The sequence below is a fragment of the Microbispora sp. KK1-11 genome, assembly GCF_006874435.1.
GTDB lineage: Bacteria > Actinomycetota > Actinomycetes > Streptosporangiales > Streptosporangiaceae > Microbispora > Microbispora catharanthi.
In genome coordinates this window covers 65,466-90,473 of record NZ_VIRJ01000002.1, presented here as the reverse complement: position 1 = coordinate 90,473, position 25,008 = coordinate 65,466, and the positions used below count along the sequence as shown (strand labels likewise).

21 protein-coding genes are annotated in these 25,008 nt (G+C 73.2%); 15 read left to right on the top strand and 6 right to left on the bottom strand.

What is annotated here, in order from left to right; all coding sequences use genetic code 11:
* The first annotated feature begins 33 nt into the window (after nt 1-33).
* Nucleotides 34-300, top strand: a complete 267-nt coding sequence (locus tag FLW16_RS03310) for a DUF6504 family protein (RefSeq protein WP_139576521.1) — start codon at nt 34-36, stop codon at nt 298-300.
* Nucleotides 301-379: 79 nt separating this feature from the next.
* Nucleotides 380-3,970, top strand: coding sequence for a DNA polymerase III subunit alpha (locus tag FLW16_RS03305; RefSeq protein WP_142557484.1), 3,591 nt, complete (start codon nt 380-382; stop codon nt 3,968-3,970).
* Between the two features lie 928 nt (nt 3,971-4,898).
* Here the strand turns inward: FLW16_RS03305 and FLW16_RS03295 are convergent.
* Nucleotides 4,899-5,450, bottom strand: coding sequence for a hypothetical protein (locus FLW16_RS03295; RefSeq protein WP_142557480.1), 552 nt, complete (start codon nt 5,448-5,450; stop codon nt 4,899-4,901).
* A gap of 167 nt (nt 5,451-5,617) precedes the next feature.
* Here FLW16_RS03295 and FLW16_RS03290 point away from each other — a divergent pair, with 167 nt between their 5' ends.
* A complete protein-coding gene (locus tag FLW16_RS03290) occupies nt 5,618-6,088 on the top strand; it encodes a hypothetical protein (protein ID WP_142557478.1) in 471 nt (156 codons plus the stop codon).
* A gap of 68 nt (nt 6,089-6,156) precedes the next feature.
* On the opposite strand, the gene FLW16_RS03285 is transcribed toward FLW16_RS03290, so the two are convergent.
* Nucleotides 6,157-7,005 carry a LysR family transcriptional regulator gene (locus FLW16_RS03285; RefSeq protein WP_260614834.1) on the bottom strand — a complete coding sequence of 283 codons (849 nt, stop codon included), beginning with the start codon at nt 7,003-7,005 and terminating at the stop codon, nt 6,157-6,159.
* Between the two features lie 70 nt (nt 7,006-7,075).
* Here FLW16_RS03285 and FLW16_RS03280 point away from each other — a divergent pair, with 70 nt between their 5' ends.
* Nucleotides 7,076-7,786: a glutamine amidotransferase-related protein gene (locus tag FLW16_RS03280; RefSeq protein WP_260614833.1), complete on the top strand. Its 711-nt coding sequence runs from the start codon at nt 7,076-7,078 to the stop codon at nt 7,784-7,786.
* On the opposite strand, the gene FLW16_RS03275 is transcribed toward FLW16_RS03280, so the two are convergent.
* The gene (locus FLW16_RS03275) at nt 7,755-8,768 is read right to left on the bottom strand and encodes an LLM class F420-dependent oxidoreductase (RefSeq protein WP_142557475.1); all 1,014 of its coding nucleotides are present in this window, start codon (nt 8,766-8,768) and stop codon (nt 7,755-7,757) included. The two genes, FLW16_RS03280 and FLW16_RS03275, sit on opposite strands and share 32 nt — an antisense overlap.
* A gap of 20 nt (nt 8,769-8,788) precedes the next feature.
* Nucleotides 8,789-9,562, bottom strand: a complete 774-nt coding sequence (locus FLW16_RS03270) for a FadR/GntR family transcriptional regulator (RefSeq protein ID WP_260614832.1) — start codon at nt 9,560-9,562, stop codon at nt 8,789-8,791.
* 89 nt (nt 9,563-9,651) lie between these two features.
* Here FLW16_RS03270 and FLW16_RS03265 point away from each other — a divergent pair, with 89 nt between their 5' ends.
* Genes FLW16_RS03265 through FLW16_RS03255 form a run of 3 tightly spaced genes read left to right on the top strand, consistent with a single transcriptional unit; the run spans nt 9,652 to nt 12,409 of the window.
* Nucleotides 9,652-10,389: a (Fe-S)-binding protein gene (locus FLW16_RS03265; RefSeq protein WP_142557471.1), complete on the top strand. Its 738-nt coding sequence runs from the start codon at nt 9,652-9,654 to the stop codon at nt 10,387-10,389.
* A complete protein-coding gene (locus FLW16_RS03260; RefSeq protein WP_142557469.1) occupies nt 10,386-11,801 on the top strand; it encodes a lactate utilization protein B in 1,416 nt (471 codons plus the stop codon). Before FLW16_RS03265 ends, FLW16_RS03260 begins: the two co-directional genes overlap by 4 nt.
* Nucleotides 11,798-12,409 carry an LUD domain-containing protein gene (locus FLW16_RS03255; protein WP_142557467.1) on the top strand — a complete coding sequence of 204 codons (612 nt, stop codon included), beginning with the start codon at nt 11,798-11,800 and terminating at the stop codon, nt 12,407-12,409. Before FLW16_RS03260 ends, FLW16_RS03255 begins: the two co-directional genes overlap by 4 nt.
* Before the next feature lie 9 nt (nt 12,410-12,418).
* Here FLW16_RS03255 and FLW16_RS03250 read toward each other — a convergent pair whose 3' ends face one another.
* Both FLW16_RS03250 and FLW16_RS03245 read right to left on the bottom strand, forming a co-directional pair.
* Nucleotides 12,419-13,486: a Vms1/Ankzf1 family peptidyl-tRNA hydrolase gene (locus FLW16_RS03250; RefSeq protein ID WP_142557465.1), complete on the bottom strand. Its 1,068-nt coding sequence runs from the start codon at nt 13,484-13,486 to the stop codon at nt 12,419-12,421.
* 9 nt (nt 13,487-13,495) lie between these two features.
* Entirely contained in the window at nt 13,496-13,915 is a 420-nt protein-coding gene (locus FLW16_RS03245; protein ID WP_142557463.1) for a DUF2795 domain-containing protein, read from the bottom strand.
* A 134-nt stretch (nt 13,916-14,049) separates the two neighbouring features.
* On the opposite strand from FLW16_RS03245, the gene FLW16_RS03240 reads away from it, so the two are divergent.
* The 8 genes from FLW16_RS03240 (at nt 14,050) to FLW16_RS03205 (ending at nt 24,772) form a co-directional block, all read left to right on the top strand.
* A complete protein-coding gene (locus tag FLW16_RS03240; protein WP_142557461.1) occupies nt 14,050-15,138 on the top strand; it encodes a GNAT family N-acetyltransferase in 1,089 nt (362 codons plus the stop codon).
* Nucleotides 15,139-15,354: 216 nt separating this feature from the next.
* The gene (locus FLW16_RS03235) at nt 15,355-16,563 is read left to right on the top strand and encodes a sirohydrochlorin chelatase (protein ID WP_260614831.1); all 1,209 of its coding nucleotides are present in this window, start codon (nt 15,355-15,357) and stop codon (nt 16,561-16,563) included.
* A 22-nt stretch (nt 16,564-16,585) separates the two neighbouring features.
* Nucleotides 16,586-17,671, top strand: coding sequence for a nicotinate-nucleotide--dimethylbenzimidazole phosphoribosyltransferase (gene cobT, locus FLW16_RS03230; RefSeq protein WP_142557459.1), 1,086 nt, complete (start codon nt 16,586-16,588; stop codon nt 17,669-17,671).
* Nucleotides 17,672-17,798: 127 nt separating this feature from the next.
* On the top strand, nt 17,799-19,031 hold the full coding sequence (gene cobA, locus FLW16_RS03225) for a uroporphyrinogen-III C-methyltransferase (RefSeq protein ID WP_142557457.1): 1,233 nt from the start codon (nt 17,799-17,801) through the stop codon (nt 19,029-19,031).
* Nucleotides 19,028-21,277 (top strand): dynamin family protein, encoded by a 2,250-nt coding sequence (locus FLW16_RS03220; protein WP_260614829.1) that lies wholly within the window; start codon nt 19,028-19,030, stop codon nt 21,275-21,277. The genes cobA and FLW16_RS03220 overlap by 4 nt, the downstream gene beginning before the upstream one ends.
* Before the next feature lie 58 nt (nt 21,278-21,335).
* The gene (locus tag FLW16_RS03215; RefSeq protein WP_142557453.1) at nt 21,336-22,967 is read left to right on the top strand and encodes a GTPase; all 1,632 of its coding nucleotides are present in this window, start codon (nt 21,336-21,338) and stop codon (nt 22,965-22,967) included.
* Nucleotides 22,968-23,125: 158 nt separating this feature from the next.
* Nucleotides 23,126-23,923 carry a single-stranded DNA-binding protein gene (locus FLW16_RS03210; RefSeq protein WP_142557451.1) on the top strand — a complete coding sequence of 266 codons (798 nt, stop codon included), beginning with the start codon at nt 23,126-23,128 and terminating at the stop codon, nt 23,921-23,923.
* Nucleotides 23,924-24,178: 255 nt separating this feature from the next.
* Nucleotides 24,179-24,772 (top strand): pyridoxamine 5'-phosphate oxidase family protein, encoded by a 594-nt coding sequence (locus FLW16_RS03205; RefSeq protein WP_142557450.1) that lies wholly within the window; start codon nt 24,179-24,181, stop codon nt 24,770-24,772.
* Nucleotides 24,773-25,008: the final 236 nt, after the last annotated feature.

Genomic DNA, 25,008 nt, shown 5'->3' with positions numbered 1-25,008 from the left:
CGGGTGGCCACGAAGCCACAGGGAGAAGGAGTCTTGAGCAGACTTTACGGCGATCCGATCGAGGTGTGGGTCCGGGGCGGGCACCCTGCTCAGTTCGTCTGGCGTGACCGGCTCTACACCGTCCGCGAGATCCAGGACCACTGGGTGGTCGCCAGGGAATGGTGGAAGACCTCGGACGCCGATCCCGGCGAGCGGCGCTTCTGGCGGGTGGGGGCCGCGGCCGGCAAGGAGGTCGGGACCTATGAACTGCGCTTCGACACCGCCAGCGGCGGCTGGCTCCTGCTGAGGGCCTGGGACTGATGGGAACGCTCCAGCTTCCCACGACGACCGGGGGACGGGCCGCTGGAGGACGGACCGGGGGACGGACGGGGGCGCGCCTGTGACGCACGCCTTCGCCCACCTGCACGTGGCGTCCGCCTTCTCGCTGCGGTACGGCACCGCGTTCCCGGCCGCCCTCGTCCGGCGGGCCGCCGAGCACGGCATGGACACGCTGGCGCTGACCGACCGCGACGGCCTCTACGGCGCGATCAAGCACGTCATCGCCTGCCACGAGCGGGGCGTCCGCCCGGTCGTCGGGGTCGATCTCGCCCTCGACGGCGCCTCTTCCACGCCGGGTTCTTCCACGCCGGACGACCTGTTCGGCGGCGGCCTGCCGTCCGGCCGCCGCACCGGACCCGGGCACGGGCATGGACCCGGGCGTGGGCACGGACACGGGCGCGGACACGGCCGGGGGACGGCGGCCGAGCCGGCGCGGGTCGTCGTGCTCGCGCGCTCGGACGGCTGGGCCTCGCTGTGCCGCCTGGTCACGGCCGCCCACCAGGTGGGGGAGCGCGGCGCGCCGTACGTCACGCCGGGGATGGTGGCCGAGCACGCGACCGGCCCGGACGGCGGGCCGCGGCTGACCGTGCTGCTCGGGCCCCGTTCCGGCGTCGGCCGCGCGGTGGCCGAGCGGCGCGACGACCAGGCCAGAGCCCTGCTGGCCGCCTGGCGCGCGGTGGTCCCCGACCTGGTCGTCGAGGTGTCCGACCTGTACGGCTACCGCGACGCGAACATCGCCGCCCGGATGATCGGGCTGGCCGACTCGATGGGCGTGCCGGTCGTGCTGACCAACGCGGTCCGCTACCTGGACGCCGCCGACCACCAGGTCGGCAACGTGCTCGACGCGGCGCGCAAGCTGGTGCCCCTCGACGGGCGGCACCTCGACGACCCCACGGCCCACGCGTACCTGAAGGACGGCGCCGAGATGGCGCGGGTGGCCGCGCGGATCTGCGGCGGCGACACCGGCCGGGCAGCGCGGCTGCTGTCCGAGACGCGCCGCGTGGCCGGCAGATGCGTGCTCGACCCCGTCGAGGTCGTGCCCCTGCTCGAACCCGAGCGGCCCAGGCTCCACCTGCCGGAGGTCGGCGAGGACCCGGTGCCCCTGCTGCGGCGCCGCTGCGAGGAGGGGCTGGCCCGGCGGGGCCTGGAGCGCTCGGCCGAGGCCCGCGACCGGCTCGCCGCCGAACTCCACGTCATCGAGAAGAAGCGGCTGTCGGGCTACTTCACGTCCGTCGCCGGCATCACGGACATGATCCGGGCGATGGGCGTGCGGTGCGCGATCCGCGGCTCGGGGGCGGGCAGCCTGGTCAACTACCTGATCGGCATCGGCGAGGTGGATCCGCTCGAACACGGCCTGCTGATGGAGCGCTTCCTGTCGGAGGGCCGCAAGGGCCTGCCCGACATCGACATCGACGTGGAGTCGGCCCGCCGCCTCGACTGCTACCGCGCGATCCTCGACAGGTACGGCGAGGATCGGGTGGCCTGCGTGTCGATGATGGAGACCTACCGCGCCCGCAGCGCGATCAGGGACGTCGGCGCCGCCATGGGCCTGCCGCCGCACGAGATCGACGTCATCGCGAAGGCGTTCCCGCAGGTGCGGGCCAGGCAGATCAGGGCCGCGCTGTCCGACCTGCCGGAGCTGCGCGACAGCGGGCTCAACGACCGGTCGCTGGAGACCGTGTTCCGCTTGGCGGAGCGGCTCGACGGGCTGCCCCGGCACATCGCGCTGCACCCCTGCGGCGTGCTGGTCGGCAACTCCACGCTGCGCGACCGCACGCCGGTCGAGCGGAGCCTGCTGGAGTTCCCGATGTCGCAGTTCGACAAGGACGACGTCGAGGAGGCGGGCCTGCTCAAGCTCGACGTGCTCGGCGTGCGCATGCAGTCCGCCCTCGCCTACGCCCTCCAGGAGGTCGAGCGGGTCGAGGGGCGGCGGATCGACCTGGACGCCGTCCCGCGCGACGACCGGGAGACCTACGACATGATCCGCCTCAGCCGCACGATCGGCTGCTTCCAGATCGAGTCGCCGGGGCAGCGCGAACTGGTCGCGAAACTGGAGCCGCGCACGATGCACGACCTGATCGTGGACATCTCGCTGTTCCGCCCGGGACCGGTCAACTCCGACATGGTCACGCCCTATCTGGAGACCAGGCACGGCTTCCGCGAGGCGCGCTACCCGCACGAGTCGCTGCGCGACGCGCTCAGGGAGACCAACGGGGTGGTCGTCTTCCACGAGCAGGTCATGAAGGTCATCGACATCATGACCGGGGCCGGGCTGTCGGAGGCCGACCGGGCCCGCCGCGCCCTCGGGACGCCGGAGGGCCGCGAGGCCGTACGCGCCTGGTTCGTGCCGCTCGCCAGGGAGAACGGCTACGCCCCCGACGTGGTCGAGCGGGCGTGGAAGGTGCTCGACGCGTTCGGCGGGTTCGGGTTCTGCAAGGCGCACGCGGCGGCGTTCGCGCTGCCCACCTACCAGTCGGCCTGGCTGAAGCGGCACCACACGGCCGCGTTCCTCGCGGGCGTGCTCACCCACGACCCCGGCATGTACCCGAGCCGGGTCATCCTCGACGAGGCCCGCCAGTGCGGGGTGGACGTCCTGCCCCTCGACGTCAACCACTCGGGGAAGACCTGGCTGGTCGAGCGTACGGGTCCGGCGGGGGACGGGCCCGGGGAGTTCGGCCGCGGGTACGGCCTGCGGGTGCCGTTCTCGGCCGTCCGCGGGGTGAGCGAGGCCGAGGTGGACCGCATGGTGGCGGCCCGGCCCTACACCTCGCTGGCCGACTTCTGGGAGCGGGCCCGGCCCTCACGGCCGGTCGCCGAGCGGATCGTGGAGGTCGGCGGGTTCGACGCCCTGCACGGCCTGCGGCCGGGGGAGCCGCGCTGGCGGCCGGGACGGCTGACCAGGCGCGACCTGATCGCCCAGGTCGGCGCGCTCGACCGCGGCTCTCCGGTGGGCGCGGCGGGGCAGCTTCCGATGGGGTTCACCGATCGGGTCACGCCCGGCGAGCTGCCGGAGATGACCGAGGCCGAGGCCGTCGAGGCCGAGCTGGAGATCCTCGGCATGGACGTGAGCCACCACGTCATGGACTTCTACCGCGACCTGCTCGACGCGCTCGGCGTGACACAGGCCAGGGATCTGCTCCGGCAGCGCAACGGTGCGGAGATCCTGGTCGCGGGGGTGAAGGTCGCCACCCAGACGCCCGCCGTGCGGTCGGGGCAGCGGGTCATCTTCACCACCCTGGACGACTCCACCGGCCCGATCGACCTGACGTTCTTCGAGTCGGTGCAGGCGCACACGGCCGCGACCGTGTTCGGGTCGTGGCTGCTCGCCGCCAGGGGAGTGGTGCGGCGCACCGGGGTCAGGGCCGTCTCGCTGCGCGCCGTCCACTGCTGGAACCTCGCCGACCTCGACCGCGTGTGGCGCACCCAGGGGCTCGACGCCGTACGCGCCGTGATCAGCGAGGTGCCTGCGCCCGGCGCGGGAGTGGGCGGACGGCCCATCGAGTACGGCAACGGCTTCCGGGTGTCGCCCTACTCCGACAACGGCGCCCCGCCGGCCGTACGCGAGGGGCGGTTCCCCGGCCATCCGTCCGCGCCCCAGCGGCGGCTCTGGCACGCCAGCTCCGGCAGCTCGGGACCGCCGCCCGCCCGGTGATCCTCCCCGCCGTCCGTCAGTGCGGCGCCTGCCCGGCTTTCCGCCGATGCCGCCGGTGTCACCCGTGCCGCCGGTGTCACCGGTGCCGCCGGCATGCCGGACGGCCGTTCGCCGTGGCCGAGGCGGACCTGCGGCCGGACGGCGGGCCGCACCGCCCGCTTCCGTCCGGCGCCGGCGTGCCGGGCGGTGACCTCGTGGACGGCCGAGGCGCACAGGAGCGCCGCGACGGCGACCGCGGCGGCCTGTGACGTGCCGAGGCCGGTCAGCCCGTCCCTGGCCGGGCCGGCGAACACCAGTCCGAGCGCGGCCAGCCAGCTCACCCACCAGCAGGCGAGGACGACCAGCCACCGCGTCCGGTCCCTGCCGCCGTACGGCTCGCTTCGCGCGATGCCGCCGCTTCGCAGAGTGTCGCCGCCCGGCACAGGGCCGCCGCCTCGCCGGGTGCGGCCCGCCGGGCCCTCGCGCCAGGCCAGGTCGGCGAGGAAGGGCGGGATCACGAGGTTGACTCCGGGCACGAGGCACGCCGCCGCGAGCGCGACGGGCGGCGTGGCCGGGCGCACCCGCCGCAGCCAGGACAGGTAGGCGGCGGCGCACGCCACGGTGGCGCCGATCACCACCAGGACCAGCACGGCGAACGCCGTCGCCGCGCCGCTGACGGTCCGGGCGGCGGGGGAGGCGGGATCGCCGCCGAAGGCCGCGATCTGCGTGGCCAGCCGCCTGCCGCGGGTCTCCTCGAACACGGCGAGCGCGGCCACCGAGACGACCTGGGCGGCGAGGGCCGCGTACACGCCGGCGGCCGCCCGGCTCACCGCTGACGACGTGGACCGCATGTGTTCTCCCCCCGCGCCGGGTGCGTGACCTGCCTCACTCTTATCCCGTCCGCGATCGCGCTAATCCGGTCCGGGACCACCCGGCGGGGAAGGATGGTTCACGGCATTTGCGGCTCTTCTTCAGCTCGAACCTGATTCGGGGTCACTGGGAGAGTTTTGAGGTGGAGTCCATAACTGGTGTGCAGCGGCATGTGTGCGCGGACTCGTCCCACGAAATCCTCGAACATGCCCGCGTATCGGTCGTCGGATCCGCGAATCTCACGCTCGCGCCGGACGAACGGCTCTACGGCGTCCCATGCCCTGCTCGCGCGATATCCGATCAGCGGGACGACGAGACTTTCGGCCGCCATTTTCTTGTAGACGAAGTAGCCGAATCCGCTGAAGTATCCGATCACCTTGTTGACGGCGATCCTCGCCTCGTCCGGCAGGGCTGAGCAGCCGATCTCCGGGTCGTGCTCGGCTCTGAGGCGTCCCAGGACGTAGGCCTCGGCGCGCTGCCATTCTGTCGACCGGAATTCTTGAAAAAGCTCGACCAGAACGGGGAGCTGATTCGAGTGCCGCATCATCGCCGTCTGCCGCAGTGCCGTGGCGACAGACACGATGAGCGCGAGCAGGGAGACCGCAAACGCGGCGATATCGGACAGGTCCATCGATCTCCTCGGTGATATCCGGGACCTTTCACCGATGCCAACGCCCGGGTTCTCCGAATGGTTCGCTCATTTCCGGAAAACGCGCGACGGGACGTTTCGGCGGGCGTCGAAATGCCGGGGGCCTATAGCCTGCCCGGCACATCCCCTCGCACCCCTGGAGGCCGCACATGACGGACGCCCCGCTGACCGACGACCGCGAGCCGGCGCGGGTCGTGACCGAGATGATCGACCACGTGCTCCGCCTGGCGGCGACCTGGACCGCCTGGGACGGCCGTCCGGTGCCGTCGGGCGATCGGATCTACACCCCGCACAAGGCGGTCCGCCGGGTGGCCGACCATCTCGTGGACCACCTGGCGGAGATCGAGGACCGGCTGGCCGGCCGCGTGCCCCTGCCCGACCACTGGCACGCGTCCATGATCACTACTGCGGCCGACCTCGCCCCGTTCACCGAGCAGGACCTCGACGAGGCCCGCAGCAGGCTCACCCGGCTCGCCCGGATCTGGACGGCCCGCCTGGAGGCGCTGACCCCGGAGCAGCTCGACCACTCGCCGGGCGAGGGCTGGACGCTGCGCCAGGTCGCCTTCCACCTCGGCGGGTCGGTCTACTACGCCGACGCGGTGGGCGACCTGTCCGGCTGACGGCCGTCGCCCCGCGAAGTGCCGCTGCGCGACGAATGAGCATCCGTCCTGCCGGCGGTCTGGAGGGCTCAGGAGGTGAGCGCGCGGACGACCTCGGCGGCGGGGCCCGGCGGAAGGGCCGCGTGCACCAGTTCGACCCGGTGGACGATCCTCGGCGCGACCAGCGGCACCCGCACCCCGCCCGCCGCGGCGGACGCGGGCAGCAGGGTCAGGCCGTGCCCGGCCGCGGCCAGGCGCGCCGCGACGGCCGGGTCGTGGCCCTCGTAACGGATGCCCGGCCGCAGCCCGTCGAGCCGCCCCACCGCGCGCAGGCGGTCGAGCGGCATCACCTCTGGCGCGTCCACCCACAGGGCGTCCGCCAGGTCGTCCAGCCGCAGGCCGGCCCGGCCTGCCAGCGGATGCCCCTCCGGCAGCACGACCACCAGCTCCTCCTCCCGTACGCCGACGGTGGTGAGCGGCCCCGCGTCGGGGAGGTTCAGCGGGTCGGAGGGCGCGGCCGGGCCGTCGGCCAGCGCGAGGTCGGCCTCTCCCGAGGCCACCAGCGCCACGGCCGCCGCCGCGCCCGCGATGCGCAGCGTCGTCACCCCGGCCAGCGCCGCCGCCGTATCCGCCGTGAGGGCGAGCGGGCCGGCGGCGACGGTGAGGGTCCGCGGCTGCGCGGACAGCCGCGCCACGTCCGCCCGTGCGGCCCGCAGCCGCAGCAGCAGCGGCCCCGCGTGCTCAAGCAGGCGCTCGCCCGCCCTGGTCGGCCGTACGGGACGGCGGGTGAGCAGCGGCACCCCGAGGTCGGCCTCCAGCGCGGCGATCTGCTGGGACACCGCGGGCTGGGTGTAGCCGAGCCGGTCGGCCGCGGCCGAGAACGACCCCTCGGCGACCACGGTCACGAACGTGCGCAGCAGGTGAGGGTCCACGGGCATCAGCATCCCTTATGCGAACCCCAGAAATCATCATTTGTCATTAACTTCGCACGTCGCCAGCATGGAGGTCATGAGACCCCGCATCGCGCTGGTGGGCGACCGGTCACCCGCCGTCCGCTCCCACACCCGCATCCCGCTCATCCTCGACGCGCTGCGCGAGCGTGAGGGGCTGGACCTGGACGCCTACTGGATCAGGACCGACGAGGTCGCCGATCTCGGCGGGTTCGACGGCGTCTGGATCCTGCCAGGCAGCCCCTACCGCAGCGAGCAGGGCGCGATCACGGCCGCCAGGACCGCGAGGGAGAACGCGATCCCGCTGCTCGGCACCTGCGCCGGCTTCCAGCACGCGCTGCTGGAGTACGCCCGCCACGTGTGCGGGCTGAGCGTGAGCCACGCGGAGAACGACCCGGACGTCCCGAACCCGCTGATCAGGCAGCTCGCCTGCTCCCTCGCCGGGCACGAGGCGGCGGTGCGGCTCCTCCCCGGCTCGCTCGCCGAGCGGACCGTCGGCGCCGACCGGACCGTGGAGCGGTACTTCTGCTCCTACGGCCCCGATCCCGCCTATCTGGAGACCCTGGAGGCCCACGGCCTGCGCTTCACCGGCCACGACGAGGAGGGGGAGACGCGGGTGGCCGAGCTGCCCGGCCACCCCTTCTATATGGTCACGCTGTTCCAGCCCGAGCTGGCCGAGCGCCAGCCGCATCCGCTCGTGCGCGCGTTCGCCGCCGCTGCCGCCGACCGGGCGGCGCTCAGCCGAGGACCAGATCCCGTACGGCTCTGAGCGTGGGCTCGTCGCGGGGGCCCATGACGAGCAGCGTGGTGACCGGGCTGCGGCGCCACAGCTCCAGTCGCTCCCGGATGCGGCCGAGCGGCCCGAGGAGCGCGATGCCGTCGGCCAGCTCGTCGGGAATGGCGGCGAACGCCTCGTCGCGGCGGCCGGCCAGGTAGAGCTCCTGGATGCGGCGGGCCTGCTCGGCGTAGCCCATGCGGCCGATGATGTCGGCGTGGAAGTTGCGGGTCTTGGCTCCCATGCCGCCGATGTAGAGCGTCAGCATCATCTTCACGCCGTCGAGCGCGGCCCGCAGGTCGTCGGTGACGACCACCATGACCATGGCGGCGACGTCGAACCCCGGTTTCGCGCCGGCCAGGGCGTCGCCGTACATGGCCTCGAGCTTCTCGGGGAAGGCGAACAGCGGCAGCCAGCCCTGCCCGATCTCGGCGGCGAGCGCGACGTTCTTCGGGCCCTCGGCGCCCAGGTAGACGGGGATGTCGGGCCGCAGCGGATGGGTGATCAGCTTGAGCGGCTTGCCGAGGCCGCCGGGCAGCGGCAGCGGATAGTGCGGGCCGGGGCTGGTCACCGGCTCCTCCCGCCGCCACACCTTGCGCATGATCTCGACGTACTCGCGGGTGCGGGCGAGTGGCGCGGCGAACGGCCGGCCATACCACCCTTCGACGACCTGCGGTCCCGAGGCGCCGACGCCGAGCAGCAGCCGTCCGCCGGTCAGGTGGTCGAGCGTCATCGCGGTCATCGCGGTGGTCACCGGGGGCCGGGCGGACAGCTGGGCCACGCTGGTGCCGAGCTTGATGCGGCTGGTCCTGGCGCCATACCAGGCCAGCGGGGTGAACGCGTCGCTGCCGTACGCCTCGGCGGTCCACACCGACTCGTAGCCCAGCCGCTCTGCGGTCCGCACGACCTCGGTCGCGTCGTCGGCGTTCCGCTGCCAGTACCCGAGGTTCAGCCCGAGTCTCAGATCATCGGCCACACGCGTGATTAGAACACGTTCTATGAATCCCGGCCAGACTCCGGATAGGCGCGGGCAAGGTGCTCGGCGACCGCGGCCGCCGCGGCCCCGGCGTCGCCGTCCTCGATCGCCCGGTGGATGCGCCGATGGTCGTCCTGCAGGCCGTCGGTGTCGCCGAGCCGTACGACCGCGTCCACGGCGTAGCGGCGCAGGGCGTCGCGCAGCGCGCCCATGACCGCCACGGTCAGCCGGTTGCCCGACGCCTCCGCGAGGGCCAGGTGGAACGCGATGTCGTGCTCGACGAACTCGGCGGGATCGCGGGCGGCGTCCATGGCCGCGATCGCCTCCGCCATCCGCGCCGTCGCCGTGTGCGCGGAAGCCGCCGGCCCGGGAGTTGTCGGCACGGGAGTCGTCGGTGCGGAAGCCGCCGGCAGGGAAGCCGCCGCCGCGCGGGCCGCGGCCCACTGCTCGATCATCAGCCGGGTGTCGATCACCTCGCGCATCGAGAGCGTGGCGAGGCCGAGGTGCAGCCGGAGCAGGTCGGTGAGCGCGTTCCCCGGGCGGGAGGTGAGCACCGCCCCGGCGTCCGGGCCCCGCCCGGCCTGCGACGCGACCACCCCGAGGGTCTCCAGCACGCGCAACGCCTCCCTGACCGACGACCGGCCCACGCCGAGCTGCTCGGCGAGCTGCCGTTCGCCCGGCAGCCGGTCGCCCACGGTCAGGCCGTCGGCCGCGATCCGCTCCTCGATGCGGGCGAGCACCTCCTCGAAGGCGCGCGGGCGGGCGTCGGGACGCCGGCGTTCGTCGGTGGTCACTTCGGCTCCTCGATGCCGGTGTCGCCGGGGGCGAACCAGGATGTATGGTCTGACCATATTTGGTCTGACCATACACGCCGGGAGGGCATGTGCGGGTAGCCCTGTTCGTCACCTGCGTCAACGACACGCTCTTCCCGGACACCGGGCGGGCGGTCGTGCGCCTGCTGCGCCGCCTCGGCGTCGAGGCCGACTTCCCCCGCGCCCAGACCTGCTGCGGCCAGATGCACGCCAACACCGGCTACCGGGACGAGGCCGTACGGCTGGCCCGGCGCGGCGTGGCGGCGCTGCGCGGCTACGACGCGGTCGTCGTCCCCTCGGGCTCGTGCGCGGCCATGATCCGCGAGCAGTACCCGAAGCTGGCCGGGCCGTCCGGGCCCTTCGCCGACGCGGTGGCGCGGGTCGTGCCCAGGACGTACGAGCTGACCGAGTTCCTGGTCGACGTGCTGGGGGTGACCGACGTGGGGGCCTACTTCCCGCACCGGGTCACCTACCACCCGACGTGCCACTCCCTGCGCGGTCTCCGCCTGGGCGATCGCCCGCTGACGCTGTTACGCCAGGTCAAGGGGCTCGAACTGGTGCCGCTGCCGGGCGCGGACGAGTGCTGCGGCTTCGGCGGCACCTTCGCGCTGGAGAACGCCGACGTGTCGGCGGCGATGTGCGCCGACAAGGTGCGGGCCGTCCTCGACACCGGCGCCGAGGTGCTGTGCGCGGCCGACAACTCGTGCCTGATGCACATCGGCGGCATGCTCGGCCGGCAGAAGTCGGGCGTGCGGGTGATGCACCTGGCCGAGATCCTCTGCTCCACCGAGACGGCGGGGGTCCGATGAGCGTCACCTTCCTCGGCATGCCGCCGACCCGGCCCTTCCCCCGCAACGCCGCGAGAGCCCTGCGGGACTCGCAGCTGCGGTTCAACCTGCGCAAGGCGACTCGGACGATCAGGGCCAGGCGGGCGAGCGTCGTCGCGGAGGCCCCCGACTGGGCCGAGCTGCGCGAGGCCGGCCGGGCGATCAAGGAGCACACGCTCCGCAACCTGGACGGATACCTGGTGCAGCTGGAGGAGGCCGTCACGGCGGCCGGAGGCCACGTGCACTGGGCCGCCGACGCGGCCGAGGCCAACCGGATCGTCGCCGGGCTGGTGAAGGCCACGGGCGAGACCGAGGTCGTCAAGGTCAAGTCGATGGCCACCCAGGAGATCGGGCTCAACGAGGCGCTGCTCGAGCACGGCATCACCGCGTACGAGACCGACCTCGCCGAGCTCATCGTGCAGCTGGGCGACGACCGGCCCTCGCACATCCTCGTCCCGGCGATCCACCGCAACCGCGCCGAGATCCGGGAGATCTTCGCCGAGCACATGTCCGGCTGGGGCCGGCCCGCCCCCGAGGACCTGACCGACGACCCCGCGGCTCTGGCCGAGGCGGCCAGGCTCCACCTGCGCGAGCGCTTCCTGAAGACCAGGGTGGCGATCTCCGGTGCCAACTTCGCGATCGCCGAGACCGGCACGATGGTCGTGCTGGAGTCCGAGGGCAACGGCCGCATGTGCCTCACCCTGCCGCGCACCCTGATCAGCGTGGTCGGCATAGAGAAGGTGCTGCCGACCTGGCGCGACCTGGAGGTCTTCCTGCAGTTGCTGCCCCGCAGCTCCACCGGGGAGCGGATGAACCCCTACACCTCGACGTGGACCGGCGCCGCCGAGGGCCAGGAGTTCCACCTCGTGCTGCTCGACAACGGCCGCACCGGCGTCCTCGCCGACGAGGTCGGGCGGCAGGCCCTGCGCTGCATCCGCTGCTCGGCCTGCCTCAACGTCTGCCCCGTGTACGAACGGGCGGGCGGCCACGCGTACGGGTCGGTCTATCCCGGGCCGATCGGGGCGATCCTGACGCCGCAGCTTCGCGGCATGGGCTCCGAGCTCGACCGCTCGCTGCCGTACGCCTCCTCGCTGTGCGGCGCCTGCTACGAGGTCTGCCCGGTGGCCATCGACATCCCGTCCGTACTGGTGGACCTGCGGGCCCGGGCCCGCCACCCCTGGCCGGAGCGCGCCGGGATGGCAGCGGCCGGATGGGTGTTCGAGCGGTCGGGACGGCTGGCGCGCCTGCAGCGGGCCGGGGGACGGCTGCGCCGGCTCGTGCCCCGCAGGCTGCCCGGGCCGCTCGGCGGCTGGACCGACACCAGGGACCTCCCCGAGGTGCCGAAGGAGTCGTTCCGCGCATGGTGGGACCGCACGGACGGAGGACGCCGATGAGCTCCCGCGACCTGATCCTCGCCCGGGTCCGCCGCGCCCTGGCGGGCGTGCCCGACGTCGAGATCACCCGGGCCTACCGAGGGCCCTCGCGGACGCCGGGCGAGATCCGTCTGTTCGAGGAGCGGGTGCGTGACTACCGCTCCGTGGTCCACCTCGTGGACGAGGCGGGCGTGGCGGAGCGCGTCGCGCTGTCTCTCGCCGGGCGCGGGGCGCGGCGGGTCGTCGTGCCCGCCGGGTTCCCCTCGCCATGGCTCGCCGCCGCGGACGTGGAGGCGGTCGCCGACGAACCGCCGCTGAGCGCCGCCGACCTCGACGCCGTGGACGGCGTGCTCACCACCTGCGCGGTCGCGATCGCGGAGACCGGCACGATCGTCCTCGACACCGGGCCGGGCCAGGGCCGGCGGGCGCTCACTCTGGTGCCCGACTATCACCTGTGCGTGGTGCGGGCCGCCCAGGTCGTCGCGGGGGTGCCGGACGCGGTCGCCCGGCTCGCCCCCGCGCGGCCCCTGACCTGGATCAGCGGCCCCTCGGCGACCAGCGACATCGAGCTGAACCGGGTCGAGGGCGTCCACGGCCCCCGCACGCTCGAAGTGCTGATCGTGACCTGAGCCTCCGGATCAGAAACGCAGCAGCGCGCCGATCCCGTCGGGTGACTCCAGGCGCGGGACGAACCACAGCTCGGCGTCCGTCGCGGCCACCGCCCGCGCGAGGGCGGCGTCCGCGCGTTCCCGCATGGGCTCCTCGACCCCCCAGGCGGCCAGCTCCGCCGGGTCGGTGGACAACTGCGTGGGCTCGGGCCCGATCCACATCATGGCCGTGGAGGACGGGTCGTCGTGCATCAGCACCGCGCCCACCCGCCGTTCGCGCAGCGCGCGTGCCGTCTCCGCCAGACCCGTCACGGCGTTGCCCGCCGCGTACGTGTTCAGCAGCTCCTCGCAGCGCCGCTCGGTCCAGGCCCGGCAGGCCGCTTCGACCTCCTGCCGGAAGTGGTCCAGGTCGGCGCCGGGGGCGCGGCTGCCGTGCTCGGCCACCGTCAGCCGCCGTACGACGTCCTTGGCGAGGTAGTCGGTCACGAGCGCGCGGGCCTTGGGATCGCCGGCCAGCACCACGACCTCCGCGCCGATGCCGTGCGCCTCCTTCTCCACCACCTCGGCGACGGCCACGGCGTTGCGGCGCCAGGTCTCCTCGACCTCCCGCTCGAAGTTCCGCTGTGACCAGCCGCCCGCTCCGGTCTTCTGGATCGGCCCCTCCGCGACCTCCACGGTCAGCTCGCGCCGCTGCCCGTCGGCCACGACGGCGACGTCGCCTCCGGTCCGGTCGGCCAGCACCTCGACGTGCGGGACGTGCTCGCCGCGCTGCGCGAGCAGCGGCACCACGTGGGGGAGCGGCGACCACCGCGCGGTCTGGCGGCGCGGCCGGGTGGCGAGCGGCTCGGTGAGCACGACCTCGCCCTCCCTGGCGAAGGCGGCGCGTCCGGGCGCGGCCCACACGGGATCGAGCATCAGCTCGCCGATGGGGTCGAGGGCCGAGGCGGGCGCTCCTTCCTCGGTGAGCCGGTCCCTGAGATTGGCCCACCGCCGCTGGATGACATTGGCCGGTCCCTCGGAGGACCGGTCGGTGTCCACGTATACCGAGGCGTACGGGCCGCCCCGCTCGTACAGCCCGCGGATGAAGTCCAGTCTCACGGGCCCTCCCTACCAGCGCTGCCGTTCCACTCCGAGTCCGAGTGCCTCCGCCACCTCCCCGATGTTGTGGAACCTCATCTCGGGCAGCCGCCGTACGGCGTCGATCACGGCGTCGGGGGCGTTCTTGCGTTCGGCGTGGGCGAGCAGTTTGGCCGGATCGGCGGGGAAACCGGCGTCGCTGAGCCAGGTGGCGAGGTGGCTGCGGCGCTCCACGTCTGCGGGGGTGATGCCGAGCGGCGTTCCGGGTTCGCGGCCGGGCGGCTGCCGGCGCGGCGGCGACATGTCCTCCTCGGGCTGCTGCGTCGGCTCGGGCTCGCGCCACTCCTCGGCCCGGGTGGTTCCGGCGCCCTGCACGAGGCCTTGCGTCTCGTGCTTCTGCTGCTCGTCGAGCCGGCGGCCGTGCTTGGCGCTGCCGCGTTCGATACTCATGACCTCACCTCCCGATTAGGGTCACTGTCGTGCCTCGTACCCGGACCGCCTGCCCCAAACATCGGGAGCGGTGAGGCCGTGCCCCACATAATCTGCGGCGGGCGAAAAATCCGCTTATGTGATGGAGTGACGCATTGTTCGACGAGCGGCTGACGATCAACACCGAACGGCTGATCCTGCGGCCGTTCGGCCCCGGGGACGCGGGCCAGGTGCGGGCCATCATCGAGGACGGCGCGTACTCCACCGCACTGCCGCCGGGCGCGCCCGGACACGCGTCCGGGATCGCGCAGTGGCTGTCCTACGGCGTGCACGAGCTGTGGCGCTCGGGCCAGGGGATCCACCTCGCGATGCACGCGCGGGACGGCGTGGTCGGGTCGATCAGCGTCTTCAAGACCCAGTGGGGCGTGGGCACCGCGGAGGTGGGATACGGCGTGCACCCCGCCTACCGCCGCCGGGGATACGCGACCGAGGCGGTCCGCGGGCTCGTCGGCCGCCTGCTCGGGGAGGGCCCGCTGAGGCGGATCGAACTGCGGGCCAACTCCGACAACCTCGCGTCGATCAGGGTCGCGGAGAAGGCCGGCTTCACCCGTGAGGGACTCCTGCGCGGCGCGGGATTCGAAGACGACGGCCCGCACGACCTGGTGGTCTTCGGCCGGCTGCGCGGTGACGAACGGTGGGTCCCGCGCCGCAGGATCGAGAGCGAGCGGCTCGTCCTGCGGCCGTTCGCCCGGCAGGACGCCTTCGACGTCGTCGACGCGGTGAAGGGCGACTCCGAGATCGCCCGCTGGATGCCGTGGGCCGAGGGCTACACGCTGGAGCGCGCGCTGGAGTGGTGCACCCGGCTCGCGCACGCGAACGGCCCCGGCTATGGTGGCAACTTCGCGATACAGCCGAAGGACGGGGAACGGCTCGCCGGAGCCATCGGCGTGCAGCGTGAGGACCACGAACGCGGGGACGCCGAACTGGGGTACTGGATCGCCCCGTGGGCCCGCCGCAGGGGGTACGCGGTGGAGGCCACGCAGCTGGCCACGGTCTACCTGTTCGACCTCGGCTTCCACCGGGTCCACCTGCTGGTCGCGACGGGCAACCGCGCCAGTCAGGCGGTCGCGAGGAAGGCCGGGTTCATCGAGGAGGGCATCATGCGGCAGGCGCTGCCGATCCCCGGGGGCTGGGCCGACGCCGTCCTGTTCGGCATGCTCAACGGGGAAATTTCCTGGCAATAGGTAAAGAATCCCCCTAGTCGCTGTGCGCACGGTCAAGTGGCCACCATGATTGGGGGCCGGAAGGCTATCCTCGCCAGCCGTGACCTCCCGCCGGCCGGTGAGCGCGCGTCCAGAAGCGGGAGACCCCGTCCCCCGCATGCGCACGGGCGGCGCCGGCCCGGACGGGGCGGGGGATTGTGAACGACACGCAGGTCAACTGCAGGGGAGATCAGCTAGATGAAACCGCCGCTGCTGCTCATCGGCCACGGCACCCACGATGAGACCGGCGTCGCCGAGTTCGGCAGGTTCGTTCACCGCCTTCGCTGCCGCCTTGACGGGCTTCCCGCCGAGGTGAGCGGCGGCTTCATCACGAACGCCCGCCCCCCGCTCGGCGACTCCATCGCCTCACTCGTGGCCCGGGGGCATCACCACCTGATCGCGGTGCCGCTGAGCCTGACCGGCGACCGGCGCGCGCTCGGGGACATCCCCGGCACCATGGCCCTGGAGCAGGAGCGGCACCCCACGCTCGAATACGACCTCGGCCGCCCCCTCGGGCCCGACCCGCGGGTGCTCAAGCTGCTCGCGGAGCGGCTCGCCGACGCCCGCGCGGAGATGCCGCGGTTCGTGACCGACGAGCCGCCCGCCGAGATCGCGCCGGGCGAGACCGCGGTCGTCCTGGTCGGGCACGGGTCCACCGACCCCGCCGTCAACGCCGAGGTTCACCGGGTCTCGCGGCTGTTCTGGGAGACCCACGCCCCCGACCTGCTGACCGTGGAGACCGCCTACGTGTCCCACACCCGCCCCGGCGTGCCGGGCGGGCTGGAGCGCTGCCGCAGGCTCGGCGCCAAGCGGGTGATCGTCCTGCCGTACGTCCTGTTCGCCGGCGGAGTGCTCGAACGCATCTGGGCGCAGGCGCTGGCGTACGGCGCCAACCACGAGGGCCTCGACATCCGCTGCGCCGAGGTGATCGGCGACTGCGAGGGCCTCGCCGACGTGGTGATCGACAGGTATGAGGAGGCGCTCGCCGGGGGCGGCCAGTCCTCGGCGCCGGCCGCGCGCCGCCCGTCCACGGTGCTGGCGGTGACCCGGCCGTTCCCCGCGGCACGTACGCAGGACGCGAGCCCGGGCGCCGAGAACGGCGCCGGCCTCGTGACCGCCATCGCCGCGCGGCTGAACACGACCCGGGACGCCGGCCCCGAGCCGCTGAGCCCTGAGCCTCTCACCCCCGCGCCTCTGGAGCTGGAATCGCTCGACGTGGACGCCTTCGACGTGGACGCCTTCGACGTGGAGGCGCTCGACGCCGAGACGCCGGAACCGGAAACGGAGGGCGAGATCGAGGCCGATAGCATGATCGGCGTGGCCGGCCGCGGCGAGGCGGGGGAGGAGCCCCGCGGCGATGCGCCGGACGGGCCGCTCGCCCAGCCCGGAGTCGCCAGCGCGGTGTAGCCGGCGCGCAGAAGGAGAGAGCATGACGTCCCTCGGCGAGACGATCGACGCCATCCGTCCGGTCGAGCCCGGCCCCATGGCGGAGGCCAGGGCCCACCAGGACAGGCTCACCAAGCCGAGCGGCTCGCTCGGGGTGCTCGAGGACGTCGCGGTGCGGCTCGCCGGCATCGCAGGGACGTGCCCGCCGCCGCTCCCGGTCCCGGCCGCCCTGGCGATCTTCGCCGCCGATCACGGCGTGCACGCGCAGGGGGTGAGCCCCTGGCCGCAGGAGGTCACCGCGCAGATGGTGGCCAACTTCACGGCGGGAGGAGCGGTCGCCAACGCCTTCGCCGCCGAGGTGGGCGCCTCGGTGACCGTGGTGGACGTGGGCGTCGCGGCCGACCTGCCGCCCGCGCCCCGGCTGCTCGCCCGCAAGGTCGCGTACGGCACGGCCGACCTGTCGCAGGGGCCCGCGATGACGCGGGAGCAGGCCACCGCCGCCCTGACCGCCGGGATCGAGGTGGCCCGCGACCTGGTGGACGCGGGCGGGCGCTGTCTGGTAACCGGCGACATGGGCATCGCGAACACCACCGCGTCGGCCGCCCTGATCTGCGCCTTCACCGGCAGGCCCGCCGCCGCGGTCACCGGCAGGGGGACCGGCGTCGACGACGCCACCTACGAGCACAAGATCGAGATCGTACGGCGGGGCCTGCGGGCCAACGGGATCACCGAGGCGGAAGCCGTACCCGACGGGCCCGACGAGGCGCTGCGCGTGCTCGCGGCGGTCGGCGGCCTGGAGCACGCGGCGATCGCCGGTTTCGTGCTCGGCGCCGCCGCGGCCCGGGTGCCCGTCATCCTCGACGGGGTGATCGCCGGAGCCGCGGCCCTGGTGGCCGGCGCGCTCGCGCCCGACGCGGTCGGCTACTGCCTGGCCGGGCACCGCTCGGCCGAGCCCGGCCACGCGGCCGCGCTGGCCCACCTGGGCCTCGATCCGCTCGTCGACCTGCGGCTGCGCCTCGGGGAGGGAACCGGCGGGCTGCTCGCCCACCCTCTGGTCAGCGCGGCGGCGCGGGTCATGCACGAGGTCGCCACCTTCGACTCCGCGGGCGTGGCGGACAAGGGCGACTGAGCCGCCGCGCGGGCGCGGGCGACCGCCCCGTGGACTCACAAGTCTCATCCTGTGAATGTCGCCCGAGCCCAGCGGGTAGGTTTGCCTCCTAACAATGCACGCTTGACGCGATAGGGAGACAGGGGTCATGGCGCCCTACCTGCTCGGCCTCCGCCTCGATGGGCGGCGTGTGCTCGTGGTCGGCGGCGGACGCGTCGCTCAGCGACGGGTTCCCGCACTGCTCGACGCCGGAGCCTCCGTCACCCTGGTCTCGCCCAGTGTCACTCCGGCGCTGGACGACCTCATCGCCACGGGCCGGGTGACCTGGGAACGGCGGCCCTACCAGGTCGGCGACTGCGACGGCGCCTGGCTGGTGCACGCCTGCACCGACCACCGCGACGTCAACACCGCGGTCGCCGCCGAGGCCGAGGCCAAGCGCATCTGGTGCGTGCGGGCCGACGACAAGGACGCCTCCGCGGCCTGGACCCCCGCCAGCGGGCGGGTCGACGAGGTCGGCGTGGCGGTCACCGCCGGTGGCGACCCCCGCCGCGCGGCCGGAATCCGCGACGCGATCGTGGGCGCGCTGCGCGACGGCACCGTGGACGCCCGGCGGCACCGCACCAAGCCGGTCGGCGTCGCGCTGGTGGGCGGCGGTCCCGGCGACCCCGGCCTGATCACCGTGCGGGGACGCCAGCTTCTGGCCCAGGCCGACGTGGTGGTGGCCGACCGCCTCGCCCCGCGCGCGCTCCTGGACGAGCTGTCGCCCGACGTCGAGCTGATCGACGCGGCGAAGGTGCCCTACGGCCGGTCGCTGCCCCAGGAGAAGATCAACGAACTGCTCATCGAGCACGCCCGGAAGGGCAGATTCGTCGTACGGCTGAAGGGCGGCGATCCGTTCGTCTTCGGCCGGGGCGGCGAGGAGATGATCGCCTGTGCCCGGGCGGGCATCCCGGTGACCGTGGTGCCCGGGATCACCAGCGCGGTCGCGGTGCCCGGGGCGGCCGGAGTCCCGGTCACCCACCGCGGGGTGAGCCAGGAGTTCCACGTCATCTCCGTGCACGTCGCGCCCGGCGACCCCGCGTCCACCGTCGACTGGCCCGGATTGGCGAGATCGACGGGAACCCTGATACTTCTCATGGCGGTCGAACGGATCAAGGAGATCGCCGAAACGCTGGTGCGAGACGGACGTTCACCAGAAACTCCCGTGATGGTGGTACAGGACGGTACTCTTCCGACCCAGCGAGCCGTTGCCGCGACGTTGTCGACCGTGGCGGAACGGGTGACCGCGGCCGGAGTGCGGCCTCCGGCGATCGTGATCGTCGGCGAGGTCGTCAAGGTCGGCCAGGAGATCGAAATGGTGCGAGCGGAGCGGGTCCCGTGAGATCGGCAGCCAGGAACACGCCCGACCACGGGGCCGGTGCGGGTTCCGGCGACGCCGTGACCGAGGAGCCGGACATGGGGGAGCTCCCGGAGTCGCCGGGTGAGCAGACCATCGCGTTCCGCCCGATCCGGGACGACGAGCCCGCACCGGAGCCCGCTTCGCCTTCCCCGGGCTCGGGCGGGCGGCTGTCCGCCGGGGCCCCCGCGGACGCGGCCGAGGACGACCGCGTACGGCCCGCCGAGCCCGGCGGGGCCCCGCACGACGCGACGGCCGAGAAGACCGAGGAGACCGAGGGCGGGCCGGCGGACGCCGCCGGCGAGCAGGACGCGGCAGACGCCGAGGACGCGCAGGGCCCTGAGGACGCGGCGGACCTTGAGAACCCGGCGAACCCTGAGCACGACTCGGAGGGCGCCGAAGACACGGAGCACACCGAGCAGGCCGAGCAGGCCGAGCAGGCCGAGCAGGCCGAGCAGGCCGAGCAGGCCGAGCACGCCGAGCACGCCGAGCACGCCGAGGGCACGGAGGACGCGGAGGAGGACGCCGCCGACGAGCCCGACGGCGATCGGGCCCGTTCGTTCCCGATGCCGGAGCCGGTCTCGGCGGCGCTGACCGGGGCGCTCAACCAGCTTCGTACGGCGGTGAAGGGCCTGCACTTCGGTCTCGACGTGCCGGGCGCCGACGAGGCGCGCAAGGCGCAGGCGGCGGTCCTGGCGCAGCTCGACGACTACGTGATCCCGCGCGTCCACATGAGCACCGCGCCCGCGCTGATCGCCGTGGCCGGTTCGACGGGGGCGGGCAAGTCCACCATCGTCAACTCGCTCGCCGGAGGGAAGGTCTCGGCCACGGGAGTGCGCCGCCCGACCACGGCGACGCCCGTGATCGTCTGTCACCCCGACGACCACGAATGGTATGCGCGGGGCGACCTTCTCGGAGGCGTGGAAAGGCTCGAAGAACCCACGCGGGACGCCCCGCCCGGCAGCGTGGTGCTGACGTCGAGCCCGTCCCTGCCCCGGGGACTCGCGCTGCTCGACACGCCCGACATCGACTCGGTCGTGGAGGAGCACCACGAGATCGCGCACCGCATGCTGGACGCCGCCGACCTGTGGGTGTTCGTCACCACGGCGTCCCGGTACGCCGACGCGCCGTCCTGGGGCCTGCTGCGCCGGGCCAAGGAACGCGGGGCGCGCCTGGTCATCGTGCTGTCCCGCGTGCCGCCGAGGTCCCGCGAGGTCGTCGTCAAGCACTTCGGCCGGATGCTGCACGAGTACGGCCTGGGCGAGGTCGAACGCTTCGTCATCAACGAGACGTCCGTACGGGACGGGCGGCTGCCCGAGATCGAGATCGCGGATCTCCGCATGTGGCTGTCCGCGTTGTCCGCCGACGACGAGCGGCGGGAGGCGGCGGTCAAGGCGACGCTGAACGGCGTGCTGAACAGCTTCCGCACCCGTCTGCCGGCGCTCGCCCGGCACCTCGAGACGCAGGTCGCCCTGCGCGCCGATCTGCGCTCCGACGTCGACGCGGCCTACATGGGCGCCCTGGCGCGGATCGACGAGGCGACCAGGGACGGCTCGCTGCTGCGCGGGGAGGTGCTCGCCCGGTGGCAGGACTTCGCCGGCTCGGGCGATCTCATGCGCACCCTCCGGTTGCGCCGCGGCGCCAAGGGCCACCAGCAGGGCCCCGAGCGGGTGCGCGGGCTGAAGGCCGCGCTGCGGGCGGGCCTCGAAGCGCTGGTCAACTCGGCCGTCCAGCAGGCCGCCGAGGAGGCCGTGGCGCGCTGGCGGCAGCGGGCGGGCGCGGGCGACCGCCTGGCCGCGACTCCTGGGCTCGGCCGCCCGGCGGAGGAGATCGCCCGCAGGACCACCAGGACCATCACCGCCTGGCAGGACCACGTCACCGAGCTGATCCGCACCGAGGGCGTGACCAAGCGGTCGGTCGCCAAGCTGATCTCCTTCGACGTGGAGTCGCTCTCGCTCATCTTCATGATCGGCCTGCTCGGCTACGGCGCCGCGGACGCGCCGGCGGGCGCGGGCGCGCTGCCCCAGCGGTTGCTGCGCGGCCTGCTCGGCGCCGAGTCGCTGCGCAACATCAGCGCCAAGGCCCGCAGCGACCTGCGCGCCCGCGTCGGCCTGCTCTTCGACGAGGAGACCCTCCGGTATGTCGACGCGCTCGACAGCGCCGGCATCCCGGACGAGGCCGCGGCGACGCGGCTCTACCAGGCAACGTACAACCTCGAGGTCGCACGATGACGCAGCCGATCCGGCAGATCACGCCCGGGTACGTCTCCGGCACCACGGTGAGGAATTCATGACGGCTGTCAGCACCGCCGAAACGCAGCACGGGCTCGGCTCCAGGCTCGCCGCCCTGGCCAAGATCGTCGAGCTGGGACAGGACCGGCTCGACCCTGCGCTGGTCACGGAGGCCGCCCAGCTCCTGCTGCGCGCGGGCGACCGGCTCAAACTGTCGTCCGACCACACGGTCGTCGCGCTCGCCGGTGGCACGGGCAGCGGGAAGTCGTCCCTGTTCAACGCCGTCTCCGGGCTGGAGCTTTCGCCCATCGGCGTACGCAGGCCGACCACGGCGCGCACCCACGCCTGCGTGTGGGGCATCGACGGCGCGGGCCCGCTGCTCGACTGGCTGCAGATCCAGTGGCGGCACCGGTTCGCCCGCGCCAGCGCCCTCGACAAGGGCGAGAGCCAACTGCACGGGCTGATCCTGCTCGACCTGCCCGACCACGACTCGATCCGCGCGCTCACCGACCACGAGGCCCACCGGCTGATCCAGGTGGCCGACCTCATCGTGTGGGTGCTCGACCCGCAGAAGTACGCCGACGCCTCGGTGCACCGGCGTTACGTGACCGAGCTGACCGGGCACGACGCGGTGACGGTCTTCGTGCTGAACCAGTCCGACCGGCTCACCCCGGAGGAGCAGGCCGAGTGCGTGGCCGACCTGGAGGACCTTCTCCGGAGTGAGGGCGTCGCCCATCCCCGGGTGGTCGCGACGTCGGCCACCACCGGCAGAGGCGTCGACAGCCTCAAGGCCGTCCTGGCCGAGTCCGTGGCCGCCCGGCGTGCGGCCTACCAGCGCCTGGAGGCCGACCTCGACCGGCTGGTGCTGCGCCTGGTGAAGGACGTGCCGGAGTTGCTGCGGGTGGAGCCCACGGTGGACGGCACGCGACGTGCCGGGCTGGTCGACGCGCTGTGCGACGCCATCGGCGTCTCCGCTCTCGGCGAGGCCCTCGAGAACGTGTACGCCGTCCGGTCCGCCGACTGGGTCGGCTGGCCGTACGCGCGCTGGGCGGCCCGGCTGCGGCCCGACCCGCTCAAGAGCCTGCGTCTGGGGGCCGTGAAGGACGACATCCGCGGCCTTGTCGCGAGTTCGGTCACCGCTCAGCCCGCCGAGGTGGACAACGCGGTGCAGGCGCTCGCCGACGGGCTGACAGCCGGAATGCCGGAGGTGTGGCGCGACGGCGTGCGCGAGGCGGCCCGCTCGCGGGTGGACGAGCTTCCCGAGGCGCTGTCGGACGAGCTGTCGGAGGTGGCTCCGCCGCTCGACCGGGTGCCCGTCTGGTGGTGGCTCCTGAAGATCTGGCAGTACCTCCTGGTGGTCATGTTCGCCGCGAGCCTCGCGTGGGCGGGCGCGATCCTGGCGTACGGCGTGTTCAAAGCGGGCCGCCCGCCGGCCGAGGTCCTCGGCGACGTGGCCGTGCTGCCCTGGGTGGGGCTGATGATGATCAGCGTCCTCGGGCTCGGCCTGTTCTCGGCCATGGCGAGCAGGAACTTCGTGGTGCTCGCGGCGGGCAAGGAACGCGACCGGCTGGAGCACGACATGAGACGCCGCGTGGGTGTCCTGGCGCAGGACATGGTCGTCCAGCCGGTCGAGCGCGAGCTGAACCGCTACAACGAGTATTTCGGCGCGATGGCGGCCACCCGGCGCTGAACGGTCCGCCGCCCGCCCGCAAACGAGCAGGCCACCCGAAGCGTTGTCCACAGGCGTGGCTTCGTCCACAGAACGGGTTTCTGGTCCGTGAGGCGGCGGGGTGCGCGGCCAGTGTGTCCCCCGAGCCCGGCGAGTGACCGGGCCGGGGAGGCACTTCGATGAACGACATCTACGTCACGCTGAGCGGGAACGTCACCGACGACCCCCGGCAGTACCGATTCCGCGACGGCTCGCGTGTCACCTCGATGCGGATGGCCGTCAACAGGCGCGTCCTCGACCAGCAGACCAACACCTGGCAGACCAGGGACACCACCTACTACACCGTGCGCTGCTATCGCGGCCTGGCGGACAACGTGCAGCAGTCGATCCGCAAGGGCCACCCGGTCGTGGTGTACGGCAAGCTGCGGATCAAGCAGTTCGAGCGCGACGGCGAGCAGCGGTTCTGGGCGGAGATCGAGGCCGGCTCGGTGGGCCATGACCTGAAGTGGGGCATCGCCACGTTCGAGAAGCCGATCCGGGGCTACTCCGCGGGCGCGCCGAGCGACGACGAGCGCCAGGCGATGGAGGACGCGACGCGGGAATGGGAGCTGACCGGTCGCACCGGCCCCGGTGCGGCGTCCGTCGTCGACGGTGGCGTCAATGGTGGCGTCAATGGGGGCGTCGACGGGGACGACGAGGCGTTCGACGCCCTCGTCGGTGATCGAGGCGCGAACGGCGCGGCCCTGCCGGCCGCCGGAGCGCGGGCGACCTCGGGCGCCCGCCACTACGGCGGAGCCTGGCAGGGCGACGAGGCACCGCGGACCGGCGGCGCGGACGAGATCGGCACGGAGGAAGGCGCGACGGACAGCGCGACGGACAGCGCGACGGACGGGATGACGGACGGGGTGCCGGACTCGGAGCGCGGCCTGCGGGAAAGCGGCGACGCCGCCTGGCTCCCGCCCGCGCTGGCGGCTTAGCAGCTCGATTCGGGCAGGTAGCGGTGGGATGCGGGCGTGATCCCCGAGCGGGCCTCACGCATGTCCGGCAGCGGCTGGAGGTGCCCGCCGCGGAGCTTCCGCCCCTTTGGCCCGCCGGGAGCCGGCGGGCCAAGGGGCAGAGCCCGCCTACGGGCCACACCGCTGTACGGCCGCCCCCGACAGGTCGCGGTGGGCCGCTCCCACCGCACCGTCCCCGCTCCTGCCCTGCCGGATCACCCCGGTCATAATCGGGTCATGGGGAAGAGCTATGAGCGGATAGAGGGTAGATTGCGTGCTTTCATCGAGGCGCAGCACATCTTCTTCACCGCGACCGCGCCGCTGGACGGCGAGGGCACCGTCAACCTTTCGCCCAAGGGCCTGGCCGGCTCGTTCGCCGTGATCGACGAACTCACCGTGGCCTACCTGGATTTCGCCGGCAGCAACGCCGAGACGATCGCCCACCTACGCGAGAACGGCCGCATCACCCTGATGTGGTGCGCCTTCGACGGCCCTCCCAATATCGTGCGGGTGCACGGTCGCGGAGAGCCGGTCTTCCGCGACGATCCACGCTGGGCCGGCCTGATGCGCTACTTCCCGGACATCGACCCGGCCCGGCACGGCCTGCGCGCGATCATCGTCGTGACCGCCGAGAAGATCCGCGATACGTGCGGGTACGCCGTCCCGTTCATGACCTATGAAGGGGACCGCCCGCTGCACGGCTCGCGGTTCGAACGCGAGACCGACGAGTCGCTCGACGCGTACTTCCACAAGAAGGAGCACATCGCGACCAGTATCGACGGCCTGCCAGGTCTGCCTCTGCCGCTGCCGCCGCTTCCACACACCGTGTGACACCCGTTGGGCGGAGCCGTCCTGTGCTCGTGCCGTCCTGCTGGTGCCGTCCTGTTCCTGCCGCCCTGACGACACCATGGGCTCGGCTGGAGCTGCACGACGAATCCCGGGTCGGGCAAACCGCCGCAGATGGCTCCTCAGCCCATCAGATGCAGATGGCCATCGTGCCAAGGTAGCGGTTCCCGTCGCGCATCGCACACTCCGCAACTATTGTGTTACTCATCGTGAGATGGGCT

Excerpts from the sequence above, each read along its gene's own strand:
- FLW16_RS03280 (WP_260614833.1), top strand. The coding sequence starts at position 7,076 with ATGAGACCCCGCATCGCGCTGGTGGGCGACCGGTCACCCGCCGTCCGC.
- FLW16_RS03290 (WP_142557478.1), top strand. The coding sequence starts at position 5,618 with ATGACGGACGCCCCGCTGACCGACGACCGCGAGCCGGCGCGGGTCGTG.
- FLW16_RS03235 (WP_260614831.1), top strand. The coding sequence starts at position 15,355 with ATGAAACCGCCGCTGCTGCTCATCGGCCACGGCACCCACGATGAGACC.
- FLW16_RS03255 (WP_142557467.1), top strand. The coding sequence starts at position 11,798 with ATGAGCTCCCGCGACCTGATCCTCGCCCGGGTCCGCCGCGCCCTGGCG.
- FLW16_RS03260 (WP_142557469.1), top strand. The coding sequence starts at position 10,386 with ATGAGCGTCACCTTCCTCGGCATGCCGCCGACCCGGCCCTTCCCCCGC.
- FLW16_RS03285 (WP_260614834.1), bottom strand. The coding sequence starts at position 7,005 with ATGCCCGTGGACCCTCACCTGCTGCGCACGTTCGTGACCGTGGTCGCC.
- FLW16_RS03210 (WP_142557451.1), top strand. The coding sequence starts at position 23,126 with ATGAACGACATCTACGTCACGCTGAGCGGGAACGTCACCGACGACCCC.
- cobT (WP_142557459.1), top strand. The coding sequence starts at position 16,586 with ATGACGTCCCTCGGCGAGACGATCGACGCCATCCGTCCGGTCGAGCCC.
- FLW16_RS03215 (WP_142557453.1), top strand. The coding sequence starts at position 21,336 with ATGACGGCTGTCAGCACCGCCGAAACGCAGCACGGGCTCGGCTCCAGG.
- cobA (WP_142557457.1), top strand. The coding sequence starts at position 17,799 with ATGGCGCCCTACCTGCTCGGCCTCCGCCTCGATGGGCGGCGTGTGCTC.
- FLW16_RS03205 (WP_142557450.1), top strand. The coding sequence starts at position 24,179 with ATGGGGAAGAGCTATGAGCGGATAGAGGGTAGATTGCGTGCTTTCATC.
- FLW16_RS03245 (WP_142557463.1), bottom strand. The coding sequence starts at position 13,915 with ATGAGTATCGAACGCGGCAGCGCCAAGCACGGCCGCCGGCTCGACGAG.
- FLW16_RS03295 (WP_142557480.1), bottom strand. The coding sequence starts at position 5,450 with ATGGACCTGTCCGATATCGCCGCGTTTGCGGTCTCCCTGCTCGCGCTC.